This is a genomic window from Salinibacterium sp. 10G20-15, from assembly GCF_057365065.1.
The window spans coordinates 308,652-329,260 of record NZ_CP195118.1 but is presented as its reverse complement, the minus strand read 5'-3'; the positions used below and the strand labels follow the sequence as shown (position 1 = coordinate 329,260).

Genomic DNA, 20,609 nt, shown 5'->3' with positions numbered 1-20,609 from the left:
GGCTTCGCTCGCGGCATCCGTCATTCAACGCTCCCACCGCACCGCACGCCGCACCGCACCGCACGCCGCACCGCACCGCACGCCGCGCCGCCCACGCAGACGCTCCGTCCGCTGCACCGCACCGCCCACGCACAAGCGCGGCACCTCACCGAAGTGAAGTACCGCGCTTTCGCGAGTTCACGCTCTAGGAGCGAGGCTTGCGCTTGGGGCGATCGTTGTAGCTGCCGCCTTCGCGGCCAGCACCGTAACCGCCACTTGTGCGGTCGCCGTCACGATTGTTGTATCCACGAGCGGCCTCTCGTTCACGATTGGCACGGGCACCGCCCTCGAAGGAACGGTCACGGCTGGGGTATTTGCCTCCAGCGGAGCGCGCTCCGCCACCGTTCGCTTTGCGATCCGGTGCGATCTCGATCAATTTGCCGCTGATACGAGTGTCACGCAGGCGGTCAAGCACATCCGGCGACATGTCAGCGGGCAGCTCGACGAGTGAGAAATCAGGTCGAATCTGAATGTGTCCGAAGTCGTCACGGCTGAGGCCGCCCTCGTTGGCGAGTGCGCCAACAATCTGGCGGGGCTCAACGCGCTGGCGCTTGCCAACTTCGATGCGGTAGGCCGCCATGGGTTTCGTGGAACGCGGGCGACGCTCGGGGCGATCGCCACGTTCGCCACCGCGCTCGGGGCGATCAGTGCGTGCCTTGCGTTCGTCACGCTCGGCAAAGCGCTGGGCGCGCTCTTCTTCGGCCGAGAGCAGTAGAGGAGTCTCTCCCTGAGCGACGACGGCCAGAGCGGCAGCAACATCCATTTCGGGTACATCGTGGTGCTCTACGTAGTGACCGATGATGTCGCGGAATGCAGTGATGCGCGCCTGCTGGTTGAGTGCTTCGGTGATGGCATCGTCGAAACGCGTGAGACGCGTGGAGTTGACGTCTTCAACCGAGGGAAGCTGCATTTGCGTGAGCGGCTGGCGCGTAGCTTTTTCGATGGCGTTCAGCAGGCGACGCTCGCGAGGGGTGACGAAGCTGATTGCCGAACCGCTGCGACCGGCGCGACCCGTGCGACCAATGCGGTGCACGTACGACTCGGTGTCCACGGGGATGTCGAAGTTTACGACGTGGCTGATGCGGTCAACGTCGAGTCCACGAGCAGCAACGTCTGTAGCTACCAGGATGTCGAGCTTGCCCGACTTGAGCTGGTTGACGGTGCGCTCGCGCTGAGCCTGAGCAACGTCACCGCTGATGGCAGCTGCGGAGTAACCGCGGGCACGCAACTTCTCGGCGAGGTTTTCGGTTTCGCTCTTCGTGCGAACGAAGATGATCATGCCTTCGAAGTTTTCTACCTCGAGAATGCGGGTGAGGGCATCCACCTTTTGCGGGTAGGACACGATCAGGTAGCGCTGGGTGGTGTTGGCGGAGGTAGTGGTCTTGGCCTTGACCGTGATCTCTTCAGCGTTGTTCAGGTACTTCTTGGAGATGCGGCGAATCTGTGCGGGCATCGTCGCGGAGAAGAGAGCAACCTGCTTGTCATCGGGGGTGTCGGCGAGGATCGTCTCAACGTCTTCGGCGAAGCCCATTTTGAGCATTTCGTCGGCCTCATCGAGAACGAGGTACTTGAGCTCAGAAAGGTCAAGGGTGCCTTTGGCGAGGTGGTCCATGATGCGGCCGGGGGTGCCGACAACAACGTGAACGCCTCGGCGCAGCGCCGAGAGCTGAACGCCATAGGCTTGTCCGCCATACACGGGGAGCACGTGAACACCACGCATGTGAGTGGCGTATTTCTCAAAGGCCTCGCACACCTGCAGAGCGAGTTCGCGGGTAGGGGAGAGCACGAGCGCTTGAGGCTTGCTCTGGGATACATCGAGGCGCGAGAGAATCGGCAGCGCGAAGGCTGCGGTCTTTCCCGTGCCGGTCTGGGCCAGGCCGACGACGTCGCGCCCTTCCAGAAGAGTGGGAATAGTGGCTGCTTGGATAGCCGAAGGCGTCTCGTAGCCGATGTCACGGACCGCTTTCAATACCGCATCGCTGAGAGCGAGGTCGGAGAAAGTGATCGCGGTCTCGGTGGGTTCAGACGGTGCGGTTGAATCAGAATCGGTCATTGTGTCAACAGTACCTGCTTAACCCCTAGCAACTTGCGGTTTTAAGGGCGCATCCCCAGTAATCTGCCGCGAATATGAGACGAGTACTATCGAAAGCATCGCTAAGGCACCCGCTCAAGGATCAGCATCGGCTAGATAACGGTGTGGCGGGTGCGCTAGCGCACCAGACTTCCAGTGATTTGATTGTGACCATGGCTCTTCTGAAGGACTTCAAAACCGCACGCAAGGTGGTGCGCACGATGTTGCGCTCACGACGCAATCGTCGACGCGTTGCCGGGCTGATGGATGAGCATCCGCTGCCTGTTCCCGGCTCAGTGAGCATTGCCGTTTATTTCGCTGATACTAAGGTGAATTTGTACCAGATGCGTCAGTGGTACGCGCCTCTCGCGGAGCTCTCGAAGCGCTTTCCGGTGGCTATCATCGCGCGTTCTCCGAGTTCGGTGCTCGCCCTGTGGGATGAAGCTCCCGTGCCTACTGTCTATTTACGTCGAGTGTCTGAACTCGAGCAGTTTGTTGCCGAGCAACCGTTGAAGATCGTGTTCTACGTCAATCAAAACGCCAAGAACTTTCAGATGTTCCGCTACGGCCGCATGTGGCATGTTTTCATCAATCACGGTGAGAGCGACAAAATGTACATGACGACCAACCAGTTCAAGGCCTATGACTACAGCTTCGTGGCCGGGAATGCTGCACTGGACCGCTTGAGCTACAAGCTCTGGGATTTCGACCTCAAGAAGAAGGCAATTCCCATCGGGCGTCCGCAGGCCGATCACTTCGCGGGCGAACTTCCTTACGTTCCAGATGACCGTACGGTGGTGTTGTACGCGCCCACCTGGGAAGGGGACCGCGATGCCGCAGCCTATGGGTCGATCGAAAGTCACGGTGTCGCTCTTGCGGAGGCTGTCCTTGCCAGCGATAAGCATCGACTGATCTACCGGCCGCATCCGCGCAGCGGCGTAGTGAATCGCGACTACAAGCGTGCCAACATCGAGATCATCGCGGCGATCGCCGAAGCCAATGAATCGGATCCGTCGGGGCAGCACATCTATGACGACGGCAAAGAGATGGGCTGGCAGTTGATGGCGGCGGATGTTGCGATCACCGACGTTTCGGCGATGGTCTATGACCGACTCGCTACGGGTAAACCTCTCCTGGTTACGCGTCCGGTTTCGGAGCATGCGGAGATCGACGAGGGCGGCTACCTCGGCGCGTGCGAGTGGCTGCGCGCCGATCAGGCAGGAGACATTCTCGCCATTGCTGAGCGAGTGCAGTTCGACACAGAAGCACGCGAACGCTTGGGTTACTGGGCAGAACGTCACTTCGGAGACACGACGCCGGGTTCGGCAACCGCTCGCTTCCACGAGGCGGTGGAGTCGCTAGTGGCGCTCTGGCACCGTCACGCGCAGATCCACATCGGCGACCGTCAAGTCACCGAAGTTGACCCGTTTGAGGATGACGATGACGAGTCACCGGAGGCGGACTAGTCGCTTTGCTCAGAATTCTCTGGCTTGCGGGGCAGCGCTAGCCGGCGCTTGCGTTCTCCCTTCACTCGCGGGTGCTTCGCGGCTTTCGGTAGCGTGATCACAGGCTCAAGCCATGACGGTAACGTTGCTGGCGCCGGTCCAAATCCTTGGCGGGCGCTGCGGATGATTTGACGACCAAGAATGTTGTTGCCGCCGCCTCCGATGACCGCACCGATACCGAACGGCATAAGACGACCAACCACGTTGGTGCCTTGCGCGGCGGCGTAGCGCTTAAGGAAGGTTCTCTTGAGGCGATCGGCAATCGGTCCAACAAGGGCGCTCGGTAAATTCTTGGTAAGGGTTTCACCCCAGAAGGCGGAGCGCGCCGCTCCTGAGCCCGTGGCTTGGGCCGCGAGTTGTTTCACGAGATCGCTGCCGGCACCGCCGAGCACCATCGTCATCACCAGGGCTCGAGCGCGATCGGGGTCATCGACGACAATGCCGTGCACCTCGGTGATCGATTGAGCGAAAAGCGCGCTGGCTTCGAGAAATCCTGCGGTTTCCACTCCGGAGAGGGCAAGCGACGCTCCGGTGCCGACCGCGGGGATCGCAGCGCTGGCTCCGACGAGCGCGCCGCCGGTGGTGACCGCCGCCAAATACCGTCGTTCAAGCACCGTGATGATCTCATCTGGGGTCGCGTTCGGTTTGCTGCGACGGATGCTGCGGATGTGCGCCAACACAACGGGACGCTGCACGGTGAGTACGCGGTCAATGCCGCGCACCACCATGGGGTGTGACGTGCTCAGATCGCTGGAAGCCATGGTTTCAACCGTAGCGGAGCTCACTGACGGCACCCCGAGACAGTCTCAGGCGTTTGCTAACCGTGACGTTATTGCGAACCGTAGTCTTCGTTGTAGCGGGCGAGTACGTCGTTGATGGGCCCGTCGAGCACGAGCTCGCCTTTGTCGAGATAGAGCCCGCGAGTGCAGAAACGACGGAGATCTCGCTCGTTGTGGGAGACAAAAAACAGGGTGCGACCGCCCTCGAGTAACTCTTCGATGCGGCGGTAGCACTTCTCGCGGAATGCTTTGTCGCCAACGGCGAGTACCTCATCGACCAAAATGATGGGTTCCTCGAGCCGTGAGATCACGGCGAAGGCGATACGCACGCGCATCCCGCTCGAAAGATGCTTATAGGGAGTGTCGATAAAGCGTTTGATTTCGGCGAAGTCAATGATCTCATCGAAACGTGAGTTGATCTCAGCCTTGGTCATGCCGTGCAGACCTGCCGTGAGATAGACGTTGTCGCGCACGCTTAAGTCGTCGACGAAACCACCCGTGATTTCGATGAGTGGGGCAACACCCTGACCCACGTGAACGGTGCCCTCGTCGGCGAGCATGACTTCGGCTACCAGTTTGAGCAGCGTGGACTTGCCTTGGCCGTTGCGCCCAACGACGCCGATCGCTTCGCCGGCTGTCACGTCGAAACTTACGTTGCGGAGAGCCCAAAACTCGTCTGCGCGAGCGCGCCGTTTGCGGCCCGCAAAGAGGTCCTTGAAGTTGCGGCGAGAGCGGCGGTTGAGACGAAACCGGATGCCGGCGTCCTCCACCCGAATGACACTATCGCTTGTCACTAGATCTCCTTCAGAACAGCGCGCTCGGTGCGGGCGAAGACAAGGGCTCCAACAGCGAGCAAAATCAGGCTCATGAGTGCCGAAATCACGACGGCGTACCCATTGAGTTGTTCGGGGAAGAACGCCGCTCGATAGAGCGAGAAGATGCCAGCGAGCGGATTGAATGCGGCGAGAGTTTCGAGCCCGAGTTTGCTGAGGTCCGGCAGCCCGTAAATGATGGGCGAGGCGTAGAACAAGAAGCGCAGAGCTAGCTTCACCGCTCGCTCCAAATCGCGGAAGAACACGACCAGTGGCGCAACGATGAGACCCACCCCCATGGTGAGCACAGCTTGTAGAGCGATACCGAGCACAAAGTACAGTGCTTCCCAGTGCAGAACGGCACCATTGGCGATCGCGAAGATCGCCAAGACGGGAAGACTCGCGACGAACTCGATCCCCTTTGACAGCACGAGGCGCGCGACCCAAATGGTGCGCGGGATCTTGGTCGACCTAATGAGCTTCGACTCGCGAAGGTAGGCGCGAGTCGCATCAGAGACTGCACCGTTGAACCACATCCAGGGAAGAAGGGCCGCTAGCAGGAAAACAATGTAGGGCTGTTCTCCCACGGTGCGATCAAACACCTGCGTGAAGACGAACCAGTAGATGCCCGCCATGACAAGCGGGTCAAGGATGCTCCACACGTAGCCAAGTGCCGACGTGGAGTACCGCACGCGGAGGTCACGCACAGTGAGCAACCAGAGTGTGCGGCGGTATCGGGTGAGGGGAGACCATGCAGATCGGCCCAGTGCTGTGTTCGCCACGCCCCTATAGTAAACGGGCAATTCGACAAACTGCCGCACTCATTCGCAGCCGAGTGAGCGGTTCTTGGGTTTAACCAGAAACGTCCGCCCGGCACTCAGTGCGGGACGGACGAAACTGTGTGGCTGTGGAAGCCGAAAAGTGTGCCTAGACGAAGAGGTTGGCGCGCTCGAGGTCTTCGGCGAAGTCAACCTCAATGGCGTAGAGGTCTGAAATGTCGATGGGCTCGATGAGGAGGTTGTCTTCTTCGATCGCGAGCTCGATGCCGCGTTCGAAGTAGTCCTGGTCACCGACCTTTTTGAGGTGGCGCAGCAGAGTGGCCTTGGCATCGCGCGAGATGTAGTTGATTCCGACAGCCTCGCCGAGTCCGCCCTTGACGGTCTTGGAGAGTTCTTTGATGAAGCCCTCAGCGTCGGTCGTGTACTTGACCTCTTCGTCGGATACCTTCGCGGTGTTGACGCTAACGAATGACTGATCGCGTGCGACCATGGCTGCGGCACGCTCAAGAGCGGCGGGGTCGAAGACGACGTCGCCGTTCATCCACAGCACTCCACCGGGAGCGGAGGCCTGAAGCGCACGCATGAGGCTCTTCGACGTGTTGGTCTGATCGTACTGCTCGTTGTAAACGAACGATGCCTCGGGGAACGCCTCGATGATGTGTTCAAGCTTGTAGCCGACAACGATCGTGACCTTGACGTTGTTGCCGAAGGCATGGTGGATGTTGTCGAACTGCTGCTGCATGATGGTGCGGCCATCGCTGAGCTCAGTTAGGGGCTTCGGAAGCGAGCGGCCCAAGCGGCTGCCCATACCGGCAGCTAAAATTACGACCTGTGTAGTCATGGTGGTCTCCTCAGTAGTTCTGGGGCTCGGGAACAGCGCATGGTTAACCTGCTGTTAACCCGAGATTGGCAAAATCGACACACCTTTGTGCGATAGTCAGGCTAACGGTGCTGCCCGAGAACTCCATAGATTTAACTGGGTTGTTGCCTATTTGTGATACACGCTCATTCTCACGGCAACTGCTTGGTAGGTTTGGACAGTGGAAAATGCCCAGACACCCGACGAGGGCAAGAAGACTGTTGAAACGCCGGTAACGAAGCCCGCGAGCAGCACCCGAAAGCCGGCAACGGCCCGTGGTTCTCAAGCGAAATCGTCTGCCGCCAAGCCCTCAGCTTCTGCTACTCGTAAGCCTGCCGCCAAGAAGCCTGCAGCCCGTAAGACGCCTGCCCGCTCGACGAGCGCCGCCGCGACCAACGCGACGCCTGCTCCCGAAGAGTCGACGGTTCCGAAGCCGTCATCCGTAGCGGCGAAGAGCGCTACCGCGAAGCCGGGCGCCGCCAAGCCGAGTGCTGCGGCAAAGCGCCCCGCGTCGAAGTCGTCGCCTGCTGCCAGCGCTGGCGCAAAGACTTCGGCCACGAAGAACTCCAGAACCTCCAAGCCTGCCGCAGCCAAGAAGCCCGCCTCGCGCGCTGCTGGCGCGAAGCCGGAGACCGTTGTTACCGCAGCCGAGGATGCCGAGCGCACCCTCACCAGCAGCGACAACAGCACGAGCGAGTCGGTGCATGTCGCGGATGAGGCGCCCAACGAGGTTGCCGCTGCTGCCGAGACTGACGCTGCGCGGGTTGCGGAGCCCAAGCCCGAGGCCGCCAAGCCCGAGGCCGCCAAGCCCGAGGCCGCCAAGCCGAGTGCTCCCAAGCCGAGTGCTCCCAAGCCGAGCGCTCCCAAGCCGAGTGCCCCGAAACCGAGTGCCCCGAAGTCGACTGGCGTGACGCCGACGGGCGCAAAGCCCGCGAGTGCGCGGTCCACGTCACCAAAGCGGACCGCGCCCACTGACAACGCCGCCGCCGGTCGCGCTGTCGAGAACGCTGAAAACGCGGCGGGGGCTGTTGAAGTAGACGCTGTCGAGGCGGCAGAGGCTGAAGTCGAGACCGCGCAGGTTGATGCGCGTGACGCAGACACTGACGCCTCAGAGGTCGGCGACGCTGCCCAAAACGCAAGCGACACAGAAAGCTTTGCCGACGACACCGTGGAAGCCACGGCAGACGTGAAAGACACCGACGAGGCGCCTGCTGCCGAAGAGAAGCCGGATGCTGTACTTGCCGGCCTGGCGCGCTTGCGCGCCCTCGCCTCGCAGTTTGCGGCTCCGGCCGCCGAAGCTGCCGCTCAGAAGGCTGCCGCGCAGAAGCTCGCAGACGAAAAAGCTGCGGCTGACAAGGCCGAGACCGACAAGTTTGAAGCGGAACGGGCCGAAGCTGAAAAGGCCGAGGCCGAGGCCGAGGCTGAGGCCGAAGCCGAAGTTGAAGCTGCAGTTGAAGGGGCAGACGTAGCAGCAGAAGCAGAGCGCGTTGAGGATGAGCGCCTTGTGGCTGAGACGGCTGATGCTGAAGCTGATGTAGCCGAAACCAAGGCTGACGAAGCTGTCAGTGCTGACGAGACCGATAGTGCTGACGAAGCAGACAAGGCTGACAGTGCTGACGAGGCTGACAGTGCTGACGAGGCTGAGAGTGCTGACGAGGCAGACAAGCCCAACGGGGCAGAAAAGGCTGACGAAACCGAAGCCGAAGCCGAAGCCGAAGCCGATACCGACGACGCCGCGCGAGCGGACGCCGCGGAGTCAACGACGGCCGTGCCTGTAGAGGCAGAGCCCGAGACTGCTGCGCCGGAGGACGAGGAACTCAGCTCGGACAATCCGACGATTGCGGTCGAACTCGAGAGCGATGACGTGGTAGCTTCCGAAACGGAGGACGCGAGCGCGGCTCTGGTTGCCGTGGACGCCACCGTTTCTCACGGGCTCGAAGCGACATCCGAAGAAGTTGTCTTGCAGGTGAACGGACTCTCGAAGGACTTCGGTGACACGGTTGCTGTTGACGACATTCGCCTCAGCGTGCGCGCGGGAGTGTTTTACGGAATTGTTGGCCCCAACGGCGCCGGTAAAACCACGACGCTCTCCATGATCACCGGCTTGCTGCGCCCCGACTCGGGCAACGCGAGCGTCAACGGCGTCGACGTGTGGGAATCACCAGAGGTAGCCAAGCGCTCCATTGGCGTGCTGCCCGACCGTCTGCGCATCTTCGACCGCCTCACCGGCTCACAACTGCTCTACTACTCGGGAGTGCTGCGCGGTCTCAACTCGACCGAGGTGCGCAAACGTTCCGCCGACCTCGCGACGGCCTTCGGACTCGACGACGTCATGGGACGCCTCGTCAGCGATTACTCGTCGGGAATGCTCAAGAAGGTTGCGCTCGCCGCCGCCATGATCCATTCGCCGCGGCTGCTCGTGCTCGACGAACCATTCGAATCGGTTGACCCGGTTTCGGCCGCAACCGTCACGCGCATCCTCAAGCAGTATGTCAACGCCGGCGGCACCGTGCTGCTCTCGAGCCACCGCATGGAACTCGTGCAACGCGTCTGCAGCCACGTCGCGGTCATTGTTGAAGGCAAGCTGCTTGCCGACGGCACCATCGACGAAGTACGCAACGGAATGTCGCTCGAAGACCGCTTCGTGCAACTGACCGGCAAGAATTCCAGCGGAGGAGGGCTTGAGTGGTTAAGCAGTTTCTCCGACTGAAACTCACCCTGCTGGCGAACGCCTTTCGCCGGGGGCCGCTCGTCGCCGCTGCCATGGGATTGGTGCTGATTTACAGCGCCGTACTTTTTGTCATTGCGATCTCCGCTGTAGCGAACTTGCGGAACACCACTGTAGAAGTTGCCGGAGCAACCCTCGTGGTCTTTGGCTCGGCGGTACTTATTGGATTCCTTGTGATGCCACTCGGCTGGAACGCGGATGACCCGCTCGATCCGCGCCGCTTCTCGTACCTGCCGCTGACGCGCATCAAGCTCGCAGCCCTGCTGCTGCTCGTCGGCGCTATCAGCATCCCCACTGTCATGCTGGTGGGGCTCACCATCGCGCAAATCGTCGCCTGGTCGGGAACCGTCGCATCAGCCCTCATCTCGGTGCTTTCAGGGCTCATCGTGATTGCCACGGCGGTAGTCGGAGCGCGCCTCGCGAGCCTCATCGCCGCCCGCTACCTGAGCACCCGCCGCCTACGCGAAGGCTTCGGCATCGTAGCGATCACCCTCGTCGTGGCCTCGCTACCGATCGCCGTGATGTTGGCGCTCGCCGACTATCAATCGCAAGTGCTACCTGTGATTCGCCGAGTCGCCGCGGTTCTGGAATGGACGCCTCTTGGTGTTGCCTTCAGCGCGCCAGCGTCAGCGGCAACCGGTGACAGCAGTGACGTTGTTGCCAAGCTCGCAATCGCTCTCGGGTTCCTCGCGATTCTTGCGACCTGCTGGTACTTCCTCATGAGCTATGTTCTGGCTCGACCCGAACGCAGCGCCGTCGAAACCTACCGTTCGGGCCTGGGCTGGTTTCGTCTCATGCCGGCAACACCTCTCGGAGCAATCGCCGCCCGCAGCCTCAGCTACTGGGCTCGGGATGCGCGCTACTTTGTTGCTCTCGCTGCCATCCCCATCATTCCCATCGGAATGGTGGCAGCGCTTCTCGTCGGCGGGATCGGTGCCGATGTCATCGCCTGGATTCCCGTGCCCGTCATGTGTCTGTTCCTCGGCTGGAGTGCCCACAACGATGTCGCCCACGACAACACGGCACTCTGGACACACGTTTCAGCACATACGCGCGGAGCCGACGACCGCTGGGGTCGCATCGTCCCCAACCTCCTCGTCGGTATCCCGCTCGCTGTGGTCGGAAGCATCATTACTGTCGTCATCGTCGGCAACGACGAAGCACTTCCGGGGTTGATCGGGCTCAGCCTCTGCGTGCTCTTCGCCGGGCTCGGCATCTCGAGCGTCAGCTCCGCCGCCTTCCCCTACGCAGCGCCGCTGCCCGGGCACGGTGCCTTCATCCAGCCCCAGGCCCTCGTCTCGAACGCGGCCACCGTGCAATCCTTCACGTTCGCGCTCTCGATCCTGTTCGCACTTCCCGTGCTCGCCGTGGTGTTCTTCAACCCCTTCACCGAACTGCAACCGCACTGGGCTGCGTTCATCGTTGGCGTAGCGCTCGGGCTGCTCGTGCTCGTCATCGGCGTGTACTGGGGCGGCCGCATCATGGTGCGCCGCGGCCCAGAGCTGCTGGCGCTCTCCTCACAAAACTGACAAACCCCACTGAGCCGTGTCAGCAGAATCACAGACACCAGCTCACCGCGACGGAAGTAGAATGAGCCCATGGCTGACACCGACATCACAGGCGGCGGAACCGACACGCTCGACCGCGAACTTGAAGAGCTGCTCAACCAAGAGCAGGTTGAGGAGGGCGACCACGAGCGTTTCTCGCACTATGCGCCCAAGAACAAGATCATGGAATCGGCGCTCTCAGGCAAGCCGATCCGTGCGCTGTGCGGCAAATTGTGGACGCCCGGTCGGGACCCCGAAAAGTTTCCCATTTGCCCCACGTGCAAAGAGGTGTACGAAAAGATGAAGCCCTAGCGATACAGCGTGGGCAGCACGGGCTCGCCGCGAGAAAGCCGGAAGGCTGTTTGCGGTAGCTCGGCCATGGCATTCTCGCGGTGATCCCGCGCGGCAAGCGTTCCGCCATCACCGAGCCATTGGGCATCCGCCGTTCCCGCCGACATGAGCGGCACGATTAAGCCGCGGCCCTCAACATCGGGTCGAGCATCCTGAGTCTGATAGATCAGTTCGGATGACGCAACGCCGTTTTCCAGCGTGCGAATCGCCGCCTTATGGCCGCCTACCGTCGCCTTGGCGGTGGACTTCTTGGCAACCGACACCCATTCGCCCGCGTCGTTGTGGTGAGCGACAAGTTTGTAGACCATGCCAGCGGCCGGGGATCCCGAACCGGTGACGACCGAGGTGCCAACGCCGAACGAGTCAACGGGGGCGGCGCGCAACGCAGCAATGGCGTGCTCATCGAGATCGTTCGTGACGGTAATGCGAGTCTTTGTGGCGCCGAGCGAATCGAGCTGAGCGCGAACCGACGCAACCTGAGTGGCGAGGTCACCGGAGTCGATGCGCACAGCGCCAAGCCCGGTGCCGGCCACCTTCACCGCGAGCTCGACGGCGTTCTCCACGTCGTAGGTGTCGACGAGCAGCGTGGTCGAGGGGCCGAGTGCGTTCACCTGGGCTTGAAAAGCTTCTTCTTCGGAATCGTGCAGCAGCGTGAACGAGTGGGCGGCGGTGCCCATCGTTGGCACGCCCCAGCTGCGCCCCGCTTCGAGGTTGCTGGTGGCGCTGAAGCCCGCAATGTAGGCGGCGCGAGCGGATGCCACGGCCGACCGTTCTCCCGTGCGCCGCGATCCCATCTCCGCGATGGGCCGCGCGCCGGCGGCAGACACCATGCGCGCAGCAGCGGATGCCACGGCTGAGTCGTAGTTCAGCACGCTGAGCGCAAGAGTTTCGAGCAGCACTGCCTCGGCGAAAGTGCCTTCGACGGTGAGCACGGGGGAGCCGGGGAAGTAGGCGTCGCCCTCGCGATACCCGCTGATGTCTCCCGTGAAGCGGTAGTTGGCAAGCCAGTCGATGGTCGTGGCGCTCACGATCGAATTGCGTGCGAGAAAGCCGAGCTCGTCGTCGCCGAAGCGGAACTCTTCGATCAGCTGGAGTAGGCGGCCGGTGCCAGCGACAATGCCGTAACGGCGGCTATCGGGCAGGCGGCGGGCAAACACTTCGAACACACACTGGCGTTCGTGGCGGCCACTGCCGATTGCGGCGTCGAGCATGGTCAGCTCGTATTGGTCTGTTAGCAGAGCGGTACTCACCCGACCAGCGTACGCGACGGTCCCTCACCGTTGGCGGGGAGTCTTCGGGCATCCACCACTACGATTGAAGGCGTGACTGATGCACCCATTGGCGTTTTCGATTCCGGAGTCGGCGGCCTGACCGTAGCCCGCGCCATCATTGACCAGTTGCCGCACGAGTCCATCGTTTATGTCGGTGACACCCTTCACTCACCGTATGGACCCAAGCCGATAGCGGATGTTCGCCGCTACGCTCTTGAAGTCATGGACCGCTTGGTTGACGACGGCGTGAAGCTGCTCGTGATCGCGTGCAATACCGCCTCGGCAGCAATGTTGCGGGATGCCCGGGAGCGCTACACCGAGGCCTACGGCATCGAAGTGGTCGAAGTGATCCAGCCCGCGACGAGGGCGGCAGTGCGTCAGACCCGCAATCGCCGTGTCGGAGTGATCGGCACGACCGGCACCATCAAGTCGCGTGCCTACGAGGATGCCTTTGCTGCGGCATCCGACATCGAATTATTCACCCAGGCTTGCCCGCGCTTTGTCGAGTTCGTTGAAGCGGGAGTCACGACCGGGCCGGAAGTGCTCGCGGTGGCGGAGGACTATCTTGCACCGCTCAAGGCCGCCGAGATCGACACTCTCGTGCTCGGATGCACGCACTACCCGCACATTTCCGCGGCCATCCAGTACGTGATGGGTCGCGAAGTAACCCTCGTCTCGAGCGCCGAAGAAACCGCCTACGACGTGTACAGCACTCTCGTCGCGCACAATCTGCTGCGCGATTCCACCGAACCGGCCCGCCACACCTTCGAAGCCACGGGGCCCGACAAGCTTGGCTTCACGCGCCTCGCCTCGCGGTTCATGGGGCCCAACATCGTGCGCGTCGAGACTTTCGACACTGGCGTGATTAGCCTGCCCGACCTCAATTAGCGATTCGGATGCTCCGCCGCACCGGCGGCGAGCACTCCGCCTTCGCGCCCACCCCACACTCCAGATTTCCCCGAGAGAGAGAAGACAGATGTCACGTCACGACGGCCGCGAAAATAACGAACTGCGCAAGGTCACGATCGAGCGCGGATGGAGCGACCAGGCTGAAGGCTCCGCACTGATCTCGTTCGGTAAGACCAAGGTGCTGTGCACGGCATCCTTCACGAACGGCGTACCGCGCTGGATGGCGGGCAAGGGTAAAGGCTGGGTTACCGCCGAGTACTCGATGCTGCCCCGCAGCACGAACAGCCGCATGGACCGTGAAGCCGTCAAGGGCAAGGTCGGCGGTCGCACCCACGAGATCTCGCGCCTCATCGGTCGCAGCCTGCGCGCTGTCGTCGACATGAAGGCTCTGGGCGAAAACACCATCGTGATCGACTGTGACGTACTGCAGGCCGACGGCGGCACCCGCACGGCAGCAATCACGGGTGCGTATGTAGCTCTCGCCGACGCCATCGAATGGGGCCGTGAGAAGAAGTTCATCGGCAAGAACTCGAAGGCTCTCTTCGACTCGTTGGCTGCCGTGAGCGTCGGAATCATCGATGGTGAGCCCATGCTCGACCTCGCCTATGTCGAAGACGTTCGTGCCGAGACCGACATGAATGTTGTCGTCACGGGCCGCGGTCTCTTCGTGGAGGTTCAGGGCACCGCCGAAGGCGCACCCTTCGACCGCCGCGAACTCGACTCGCTGCTCGACCTCGCCGTCGGGGGAGCTGCCGACCTCACCGCCCTTCAGGTTGCCTCACTCGCCGAGGGCGCTCCCGGCTCCGCTGCAGCAGGCAACTAGCCAATGCGCATCGTTCTCGCCACCCACAACGCTCACAAAGTCGCCGAGCTGCGCCGAATCCTCGGCCCCGCTCTCGACGGGCTCGAACTCGTAGCCTACGACGGCCCCGAGCCTGTCGAAGACGGCGACACCTTCCAAGCCAACGCGCTCATCAAAGCGCGGGCCGCGGCTGCCAACACCGGGTTGCCCGCGCTGGCAGACGACTCCGGAATCTGCGTTGATGCGCTGGGCGGTGCCCCCGGCATCCACTCGGCTCGGTATGCAGGAACGCGCAACGACGTCGACAACCTCGAACTGCTGCTAACGAACATGGAGGGTGTGGATGACCGCGCCGCCCAGTTCGCGTGCGCCGCCGCCTTTGTGGTGCCCGGCGACGAGCCGCACGAGTTCGTGGAACTCGCGCTCTGGCCGGGAACCGTGGCGCGCGAACGCAGTGGCTCAGAAGGCTTCGGTTACGACCCGATTTTCTGCCCCGACGGCCAGCCCGGTACCTCGGCAGATCTCACTTCTGACCAGAAGGATGCTCTCAGCCACCGAGCGCAAGCATTCGCCGCGATCATGCCGGTAGTGCGCGCGCAACTGCTCGGCGACAAGCAGTAAAAGGCCAGCGGTCGAGCGGAGCGACACAACAACGTAGGGTTGAGGCGTGTCTGAACATGATGATCCCCACGCCGTTGACCTTGCTCTCCCTATCGCAGCCCGCATTGCGGCTGCCAGCGAGCGGCACGGCGAAGACACCGTAGTCGAGCGCGCAATTTCGCTGCTCGAAGGCAACAACGAGGGTAAAGAGTTTTTGCTCGTTGTTGGTGGCGAGCACGCTCAGGGCATCCTCGATGGTGCTCCGGTGCTGTACTGGCCCGAACTCTGGGGAACGCGCGCGCTCTTGCACGCCTGGAACGACAGTGCTGCGGATGCCGTACGCGCCGCTCTCACTAACCAAGCCTGGCGTGTACGTGAGATGGCAACGCGTGTTGTTGCTACTCGTCGCGTCGACGCTCACGACGAACTTGTGGCGCTCCTTGAGGACGACACTGCTCGTGTTCGCGCCTCCGCGGCTCGCGCCCTCGGCACCGTCGGATCTCTCGACGACGTTGAAGTGATTTCGGCCCTGGTCAAGGATGAAGACATCGAGGTGCGTCGCGCAGCTCAGCAGGCCGTTACTGCTATTCGAAAGCGTTCGTCGAAGCCGTAGCCTGCGCTTCAGCAGTAACCAGCGTTTCAGTCGCAACCTGCGCTGAGCAGTAACCAGCTCTTCAGGGCTAGCTCGCGCCGAGCATCCGGCGGCGTTGTTAGTCGTCGAGGTTTTGGTCGAAGTCTTTGGGCTTGAGGGCGAGCGCCTCGGCCTCGTCATCGTTGAGCGTATCCGGCTGGCCGGCTTCGCGAGCCTTCTTCGCTTGGAGTGACGAGCGGAAGTAGTGGAACGCGGTCGGCAGCACCGTGAGGGTGACGGCGGCGAGCAGAATGAGGTCGATGTACTCGACGATGAAATCGCTGAGCCACGGGATGTAGCCCAGAAGGTACCCGCCGAAGGTGAGCCCGGAGCCCCACACGAGAGCACCGATCGCGTTGTACAGCGAGTACTTGCGGTAGTCCATGTGGCCGACGCCCGCGGCGACGGGGGCGAAGGTCCGCACGATGGGAACGAAACGAGCGAGGATGACCGCTGCGCCGCCGAACCGTTCAAAAAACGCGTTGGTGCGGCGCACATTCTCCACGCTGAAGAGCCCGGTTTCTTTGCGTTCGAACACTTTAGGGCCGAGTTTGTGTCCGATGAGGTAGCCGACTTCTCCGCCGAGGAACGCCGCAAGGCTGATGGCCAAACAGACCCACCAGATGTCGAACTCGATGACGCCGGCAAAGGTGAGAACGCCAGTGATGAGCAAGAGGGTATCGCCGGGGAGGAAAAAACCCACGAGAAGCCCGGTTTCGGAGAACACAATGAGGGCAACGCCGAGCAGCGCGAATGCCCCGAACCCGGTGATCAGGTTTTGGGGATCGAGCCACGGTATGAGGGCTGTGCCTACCAAGAGGTTCTCCAGAATCGTCGGCTAGGTGCGCGTAGTCGGCGACAGTAGCTATGTATCTCACAGAGTAACGGGTGCTGAGGGGGCTTCGCTGTGGGGAATACCCCCGGATCTCGCCAAACTCGGGCACCATTGCTATCTTGGAGATAGTAACTATCGAAAGGGCGCCATGATTCTCGACCAGAGTCACGATCACGACCACGTTCATGTCGGCAACGTTTTCTCCGCCACCTGCCCCTGCCGCGATCTGCTAGATGTCGTCGCCAGTAAGTGGTCCGCGCTCGCAATCGGAGCGTTGCTGGGCGGCGAGTTGCGTTTCGGCGAGCTGCAGCGTCACCTCGATGGCATCTCGCCTAAGGTGCTTACGAGCACCCTGCGCAAGCTCGAAGACTACGGAATCGTTGACCGCACGGTCTTTGCCGAAGTTCCCTTGCGTGTTGAATACTCGCTCACGCCACTCGGGCGCGAAGCAGGCGTGCCCCTCGAAGCGCTGCGTGTGTGGGCCGAATCGCAACTCGAGCACGCTCAGCGAACTGAGTCGGCGCGCACCGAGAACGCGCGCACCAAGAAAGCGCACGCTGAGTCAGCGCAAGCGCTCGTCTAGCACTTACCTCGGGGTAACTTGCCTCCCTTGCGGGTCACCACTAGGGAGGGTTTAGCGTGAGGGCTACACGTTAGCGACCATGCAAAGGACCCCCAGTGAACTCGTCAGCCCCCTCCCACTTCAGCATCGGCTCGAAAGCCCCCGCCGTCCTCACTCGCACCGGCGGATCGATTGAGACCGAAGGAAGTCTGGTCGACACCGAACTGACCGTTGACGCTCCGACCGGCCACGACATCCTGGTAGAAGTCGTTGCTGTTTCGGTAAACCCTGTTGATGTGAAGGTGCGCGCTGGTGGAGAAGTCGCTGATCGGGTTCTTGGCTGGGACGCCTCTGGCGTTGTCGTCGCAGTCGGCCCCGACGTCACTCTTTTTCAGCCGGGAGACGAGGTGTGGTACGCCGGAGACATCACGCGCCCTGGCACCTACTCGCGTATGCACCACGTTGATGAGCGCATTGTGGGTCGCAAGCCGTCGAGTCTGAGCCATGCCGAAGCCGCAGCGATGCCGCTTACGACCATCACGGCCTACGAAGCGCTCTTTCACAAGCTGAAGCTCAGTAAGGACAGCACAGGAACCTTGTTGGTTCTGGGGGCCGCTGGGGGAGTGGGCTCGGTGCTCATTCAGCTCGCCAAGAAGCTCACGGGTGTGCGGGTAATCGCCACCGCGTCGCGCGAAGAAACCAGTGCTTGGGTAACGGACCTCGGCGCGGATGTCGTCGTCAGTCACCGGGGAGACCTTGCGGCTAACGTCGCCGCAGTCGCTCCCGAGGGTGTGGACTGGGTGTTCACGTCGCAGACCGGCAAGAACCTGCCCGCGATCGTCGAACTGATCAAGCCCTTTGGTGAGATCGTGGCCATTGACGACGAGGCTGGTCTCGACCTGCTGTCGCTCAAGGGCAAGGCTCTCAGCTGGCACTGGGAGCTCATGTTCACTCGCTCCGCTCAGCACACCGCCGACATGGTGCTTCAGCACGAGCTGCTGGACGAAGTGGCTGATCTGGTGGATGCTGGCGAGATTCGCACCACGCTCACCCGCACGTTTAGTCCGCTGAACGCCGAGCAACTGCGGGCCGCCCACGCACTAGTGGAAACCGGGAGCGCGATCGGCAAGACCGTGGCGACGTCGGAAGTCGCCGCAGAAGTGGCAACAGTTCACTAGCCGGGAATCAGGTCTGGAGAAGGCGCACGAGGAGCAAAAGCTCGGCGTGCGCCTTTTCTGTGCGCTCGCTGCCGGGCGTTGAACGCCGTGTGCTGTGTGTTGTGTGTTGTGCGGAAGGCGGGACTTGAACCCGCACGCTCGAAAGCACAGGAACCTAAATCCTGCGTGTATACCAATTTCACCACTCCCGCTGGCCGCTCAATCTTAGCGCGAGATTGGGCAACCGCGAATCACCTATGACATAGCTACATTTTTGCTGTGCACGGCCCCGCCGACCCCGCAATCCTCGTGTTTTAGGGGGCGGAGGGTGTAATTTATGAAGTGTCTTCCCTATGGAGACAACGTCCGCGACTGCGCCTTCCCAGGGCCACCAAGAGCAACAGCTTGCGCAGCGCACGAAGCAAGGAGAGCGACATTACCGTTCACGAGCTCCAATCGAGCCTTTTCACTGTCGACGCCGCCATGGCTGCTGAGATTCGCACCGCTGCTGAGCGCATTACCGCGCACCCTAACGAGAACCCGGATGACTTCGGTCGCCAGGCTCTCGCTGCGGCTTTCAGCCTGCCTGAAGAGGTCCGTGCCGCTGTTCTGAATTTTGCTGAGGTTGGCTCTGAAGCCGGCATCATGGTTGTGCGTGGCCTGTACGTCGATGAAGACCTCACAGACACCCCGCTGAACAACAAGAGCGGCCTCGGCGCTGGCACCGTTTTTGCAAAAGAAATGGGAATGCTTGCCCACCTTCTCGGAAGCATGGTTGCTTACGAGGCAGAGGGCAACGGCCACCTCATCCAAGATATGGTCCCCAACCCCAAGCTTGCTGTAACTCAGCAGTCGCAGGGCTCGAAGGTGGAGCTCGAAGCTCACACCGAGCAGTGCTTCTCTGACTTCAAGCCTGACTACGTCATCCTCGGTGCCCTTCGCGGCGACGAGAACGCCAAGACCTACGCTTTCTCGGGTCGCAAGCTGGTGGCAAACATGACTCCTGAAGAGGTTGCCAAGCTGCGCCAGCCGCTGTGGGCCACCACGATCGACGAGTCGTTCCAGCCGTACATTCCGAACCCGGATGACGTACGCGGGCCCTTCCCCATCTTGCGTGGGCCAGAAGACGACCCGTACATTCTGGTTGACCAGGACCTCATGCATGGCATCACGGCAGAAGCTCAGCGACTGCTCGCCAAGGTTGTCGAAACCTACATCGAGCACCGCGATGCTCACGTGCTTCAGCCGGGCGACGTATTGATGCTCGACAACCTGCGCGCCATGCACGGTCGTTCGATGTACGAGCCCCGCTTTGACGGTAAGGACCGCTTCATCGCTCGTGGCTTCGTTGTGCGCGACCGCCGCAAGCTCTGGCCTCAGCTGCTCGAGGACCGCCGCACCCTTGCTGCGGTTCACAGCTAAGAGGCTCAGCGAAAGCTAGCTAGTTCGTTACGACGCGGGTCGTCTGCTCCGGCAGGCGGCCCGCGTTTGTGCGTTTGGGGGCGATAGCGAGGAAGAGCGCGGCCACCGCACAGAGTTGCCCGGCAATGCTGAGAAGCATGCCGGGGCCTGCCGCATCCGCACCGCTCACGAAGAAGGTGTCGGCGAGTCCCATTCCCATGGAGAAGCCGGCAAACCAGTGGAAGAAGATCGCAACGCTCAGAATTACAAAATTGATGATGAGCATCCCGCGAATGGTGATGATGTTGGCGAAAGTGGGCAACGCCGTGAGGCCTGCGAAAGCGAGTGTGACGAGGGGCCAGAAGATAGCCCAAATCCACGGCAATGGGTCGGGCCCGAGTTCTCCCGCTGCGGTCATGGCGGCGTAGATTTCGTCGAGCGTGAGCCCGGGTGCCTTGGCAAGCGGGTTCCAGACGTAAATATTCAGGATTCCGATCGTGACTACGGCCATCATTGCCAGGACGGCACCGGCGCTAATCAGCAATCGCGTTCGACGCGAGAGCGGCGCGGTCGCCGGCGGATCGAGAGTGTAGCGGCGGTCCTCGACCGTCGCTGCGGAGGCCTCTCGCGCCAGCTGCGAACGAGTGCTCCAGGCGGCTGTGATCGCGAACCCTGTCATGACAGCGGCGAACGCGAGCAGCACGATCGCGAAAACTCCGACAGCGGCACCAACGACGGTGACGAAGACAGGAAAGTCCGCCGGAGGTGTGCCGATGGCACCATAGCTGCCAAACAGAAACTGGTTGGCTCCGAGGAGGGCGGAGCTCAGAAAGGCAGCGATGGCCCAGCGCGCGAACTGGGCGGAGGTCAGCGACAACGCGATCATTCGCACAGCCTAAGCGGTAAGCATCCGAAGTCAAGGGATATTCAGCCGAGTGGGCGAGTCGGGTAACTCACCCGCCCGCCCGGCT

Annotated in this window: 19 protein-coding genes and 1 tRNA gene; 11 read left to right on the top strand and 9 right to left on the bottom strand. The window is 61.8% G+C overall.

Features of this window, described 5'->3' with window-relative positions; translation table 11 throughout:
- Positions 1 to 184: 184 nt before the first annotated feature.
- Positions 185 to 2,092: a DEAD/DEAH box helicase gene (locus ACR3YK_RS01560; RefSeq protein ID WP_486175503.1), complete on the bottom strand. Its 1,908-nt coding sequence runs from the start codon at positions 2,090 to 2,092 to the stop codon at positions 185 to 187.
- A 191-nt stretch (positions 2,093 to 2,283) separates the two neighbouring features.
- Between ACR3YK_RS01560 and ACR3YK_RS01555 the strand changes: the two genes are divergently transcribed.
- Positions 2,284 to 3,576: a CDP-glycerol glycerophosphotransferase family protein gene (locus tag ACR3YK_RS01555; RefSeq protein WP_486175502.1), complete on the top strand. Its 1,293-nt coding sequence runs from the start codon at positions 2,284 to 2,286 to the stop codon at positions 3,574 to 3,576.
- On the opposite strand, the gene ACR3YK_RS01550 is transcribed toward ACR3YK_RS01555, so the two are convergent.
- The 4 genes from ACR3YK_RS01550 to ACR3YK_RS01535 form a co-directional block, all read right to left on the bottom strand.
- On the bottom strand, positions 3,573 to 4,376 hold the full coding sequence (locus tag ACR3YK_RS01550; protein WP_486175501.1) for a hypothetical protein: 804 nt from the start codon (positions 4,374 to 4,376) through the stop codon (positions 3,573 to 3,575). The two genes, ACR3YK_RS01555 and ACR3YK_RS01550, sit on opposite strands and share 4 nt — an antisense overlap.
- A gap of 68 nt (positions 4,377 to 4,444) precedes the next feature.
- The gene (locus tag ACR3YK_RS01545) at positions 4,445 to 5,188 is read right to left on the bottom strand and encodes an ABC transporter ATP-binding protein (protein WP_486175500.1); all 744 of its coding nucleotides are present in this window, start codon (positions 5,186 to 5,188) and stop codon (positions 4,445 to 4,447) included.
- Positions 5,188 to 5,988, bottom strand: a complete 801-nt coding sequence (locus tag ACR3YK_RS01540) for an ABC transporter permease (protein ID WP_486175499.1) — start codon at positions 5,986 to 5,988, stop codon at positions 5,188 to 5,190. Before ACR3YK_RS01540 ends, ACR3YK_RS01545 begins: the two co-directional genes overlap by 1 nt.
- A 145-nt stretch (positions 5,989 to 6,133) precedes the next feature.
- Positions 6,134 to 6,826 (bottom strand): phosphocholine cytidylyltransferase family protein, encoded by a 693-nt coding sequence (locus ACR3YK_RS01535; protein WP_486175498.1) that lies wholly within the window; start codon positions 6,824 to 6,826, stop codon positions 6,134 to 6,136.
- Positions 6,827 to 7,025: 199 nt separating this feature from the next.
- Between ACR3YK_RS01535 and ACR3YK_RS01530 the strand changes: the two genes are divergently transcribed.
- The 3 genes from ACR3YK_RS01530 to ACR3YK_RS01520 all read left to right on the top strand — a co-directional run bounded on the left by ACR3YK_RS01530 (position 7,026) and on the right by ACR3YK_RS01520 (position 11,431).
- Entirely contained in the window at positions 7,026 to 9,554 is a 2,529-nt protein-coding gene (locus tag ACR3YK_RS01530; RefSeq protein WP_486175497.1) for an ABC transporter ATP-binding protein, read from the top strand.
- Positions 9,530 to 11,101 (top strand): hypothetical protein, encoded by a 1,572-nt coding sequence (locus tag ACR3YK_RS01525; protein WP_486175496.1) that lies wholly within the window; start codon positions 9,530 to 9,532, stop codon positions 11,099 to 11,101. Before ACR3YK_RS01530 ends, ACR3YK_RS01525 begins: the two co-directional genes overlap by 25 nt.
- Positions 11,102 to 11,170: 69 nt before the next feature.
- Positions 11,171 to 11,431 carry a DUF3039 domain-containing protein gene (locus ACR3YK_RS01520; RefSeq protein WP_486175495.1) on the top strand — a complete coding sequence of 87 codons (261 nt, stop codon included), beginning with the start codon at positions 11,171 to 11,173 and terminating at the stop codon, positions 11,429 to 11,431.
- Here the strand turns inward: ACR3YK_RS01520 and ACR3YK_RS01515 are convergent.
- Positions 11,428 to 12,720 (bottom strand): nicotinate phosphoribosyltransferase, encoded by a 1,293-nt coding sequence (locus ACR3YK_RS01515; protein WP_486175494.1) that lies wholly within the window; start codon positions 12,718 to 12,720, stop codon positions 11,428 to 11,430. The genes ACR3YK_RS01520 and ACR3YK_RS01515 overlap by 4 nt on opposite strands.
- 72 nt (positions 12,721 to 12,792) lie before the next feature.
- Here ACR3YK_RS01515 and murI point away from each other — a divergent pair, with 72 nt between their 5' ends.
- The 4 genes from murI (at position 12,793) to ACR3YK_RS01495 (ending at position 15,665) form a co-directional block, all read left to right on the top strand.
- The gene (gene murI / locus ACR3YK_RS01510) at positions 12,793 to 13,629 is read left to right on the top strand and encodes a glutamate racemase (RefSeq protein ID WP_486175493.1); all 837 of its coding nucleotides are present in this window, start codon (positions 12,793 to 12,795) and stop codon (positions 13,627 to 13,629) included.
- A gap of 88 nt (positions 13,630 to 13,717) precedes the next feature.
- On the top strand, positions 13,718 to 14,473 hold the full coding sequence (gene rph, locus ACR3YK_RS01505; protein WP_486175492.1) for a ribonuclease PH: 756 nt from the start codon (positions 13,718 to 13,720) through the stop codon (positions 14,471 to 14,473).
- Between the two features lie 3 nt (positions 14,474 to 14,476).
- On the top strand, positions 14,477 to 15,073 hold the full coding sequence (gene rdgB, locus ACR3YK_RS01500) for an RdgB/HAM1 family non-canonical purine NTP pyrophosphatase (RefSeq protein WP_486175491.1): 597 nt from the start codon (positions 14,477 to 14,479) through the stop codon (positions 15,071 to 15,073).
- Between the two features lie 46 nt (positions 15,074 to 15,119).
- Positions 15,120 to 15,665, top strand: a complete 546-nt coding sequence (locus tag ACR3YK_RS01495) for a HEAT repeat domain-containing protein (RefSeq protein WP_486175490.1) — start codon at positions 15,120 to 15,122, stop codon at positions 15,663 to 15,665.
- 97 nt (positions 15,666 to 15,762) lie between these two features.
- Here the strand turns inward: ACR3YK_RS01495 and ACR3YK_RS01490 are convergent, their stop codons facing one another.
- Entirely contained in the window at positions 15,763 to 16,500 is a 738-nt protein-coding gene (locus ACR3YK_RS01490; protein WP_486175489.1) for a DedA family protein, read from the bottom strand.
- A 166-nt stretch (positions 16,501 to 16,666) separates the two neighbouring features.
- Here ACR3YK_RS01490 and ACR3YK_RS01485 point away from each other — a divergent pair, with 166 nt between their 5' ends.
- Together ACR3YK_RS01485 and ACR3YK_RS01480 are read left to right on the top strand one after the other, a co-directional pair.
- A complete protein-coding gene (locus ACR3YK_RS01485; protein ID WP_486175488.1) occupies positions 16,667 to 17,101 on the top strand; it encodes a winged helix-turn-helix transcriptional regulator in 435 nt (144 codons plus the stop codon).
- A 95-nt stretch (positions 17,102 to 17,196) separates the two neighbouring features.
- Positions 17,197 to 18,258: a zinc-binding alcohol dehydrogenase family protein gene (locus ACR3YK_RS01480; RefSeq protein WP_486175487.1), complete on the top strand. Its 1,062-nt coding sequence runs from the start codon at positions 17,197 to 17,199 to the stop codon at positions 18,256 to 18,258.
- Between the two features lie 109 nt (positions 18,259 to 18,367).
- On the opposite strand, the gene ACR3YK_RS01475 is transcribed toward ACR3YK_RS01480, so the two are convergent.
- Positions 18,368 to 18,449: transfer RNA gene (locus tag ACR3YK_RS01475), tRNA-Leu, on the bottom strand.
- Positions 18,450 to 18,642: 193 nt separating this feature from the next.
- Between ACR3YK_RS01475 and ACR3YK_RS01470 the strand changes: the two genes are divergently transcribed.
- Positions 18,643 to 19,659, top strand: a complete 1,017-nt coding sequence (locus tag ACR3YK_RS01470; RefSeq protein WP_486175486.1) for a TauD/TfdA family dioxygenase — start codon at positions 18,643 to 18,645, stop codon at positions 19,657 to 19,659.
- A gap of 19 nt (positions 19,660 to 19,678) precedes the next feature.
- Here ACR3YK_RS01470 and ACR3YK_RS01465 read toward each other — a convergent pair whose 3' ends face one another.
- Positions 19,679 to 20,524, bottom strand: a complete 846-nt coding sequence (locus tag ACR3YK_RS01465) for a hypothetical protein (RefSeq protein WP_486175485.1) — start codon at positions 20,522 to 20,524, stop codon at positions 19,679 to 19,681.
- Between the last annotated feature and the right edge of the window lie 85 nt (positions 20,525 to 20,609).

What these genes read in the sequence shown, in the direction of transcription:
- ACR3YK_RS01550 (WP_486175501.1), bottom strand. Translation starts at nt 4,376, where the DNA reads ATGGCTTCCAGCGATCTGAGCACGTCACACCCCATGGTGGTGCGCGGC.
- ACR3YK_RS01560 (WP_486175503.1), bottom strand. Translation starts at nt 2,092, where the DNA reads ATGACCGATTCTGATTCAACCGCACCGTCTGAACCCACCGAGACCGCG.
- ACR3YK_RS01465 (WP_486175485.1), bottom strand. Translation starts at nt 20,524, where the DNA reads ATGATCGCGTTGTCGCTGACCTCCGCCCAGTTCGCGCGCTGGGCCATC.
- ACR3YK_RS01555 (WP_486175502.1), top strand. Translation starts at nt 2,284, where the DNA reads ATGGCTCTTCTGAAGGACTTCAAAACCGCACGCAAGGTGGTGCGCACG.
- ACR3YK_RS01485 (WP_486175488.1), top strand. Translation starts at nt 16,667, where the DNA reads ATGATTCTCGACCAGAGTCACGATCACGACCACGTTCATGTCGGCAAC.
- rdgB (WP_486175491.1), top strand. Translation starts at nt 14,477, where the DNA reads ATGCGCATCGTTCTCGCCACCCACAACGCTCACAAAGTCGCCGAGCTG.
- ACR3YK_RS01520 (WP_486175495.1), top strand. Translation starts at nt 11,171, where the DNA reads ATGGCTGACACCGACATCACAGGCGGCGGAACCGACACGCTCGACCGC.
- ACR3YK_RS01535 (WP_486175498.1), bottom strand. Translation starts at nt 6,826, where the DNA reads ATGACTACACAGGTCGTAATTTTAGCTGCCGGTATGGGCAGCCGCTTG.
- rph (WP_486175492.1), top strand. Translation starts at nt 13,718, where the DNA reads ATGTCACGTCACGACGGCCGCGAAAATAACGAACTGCGCAAGGTCACG.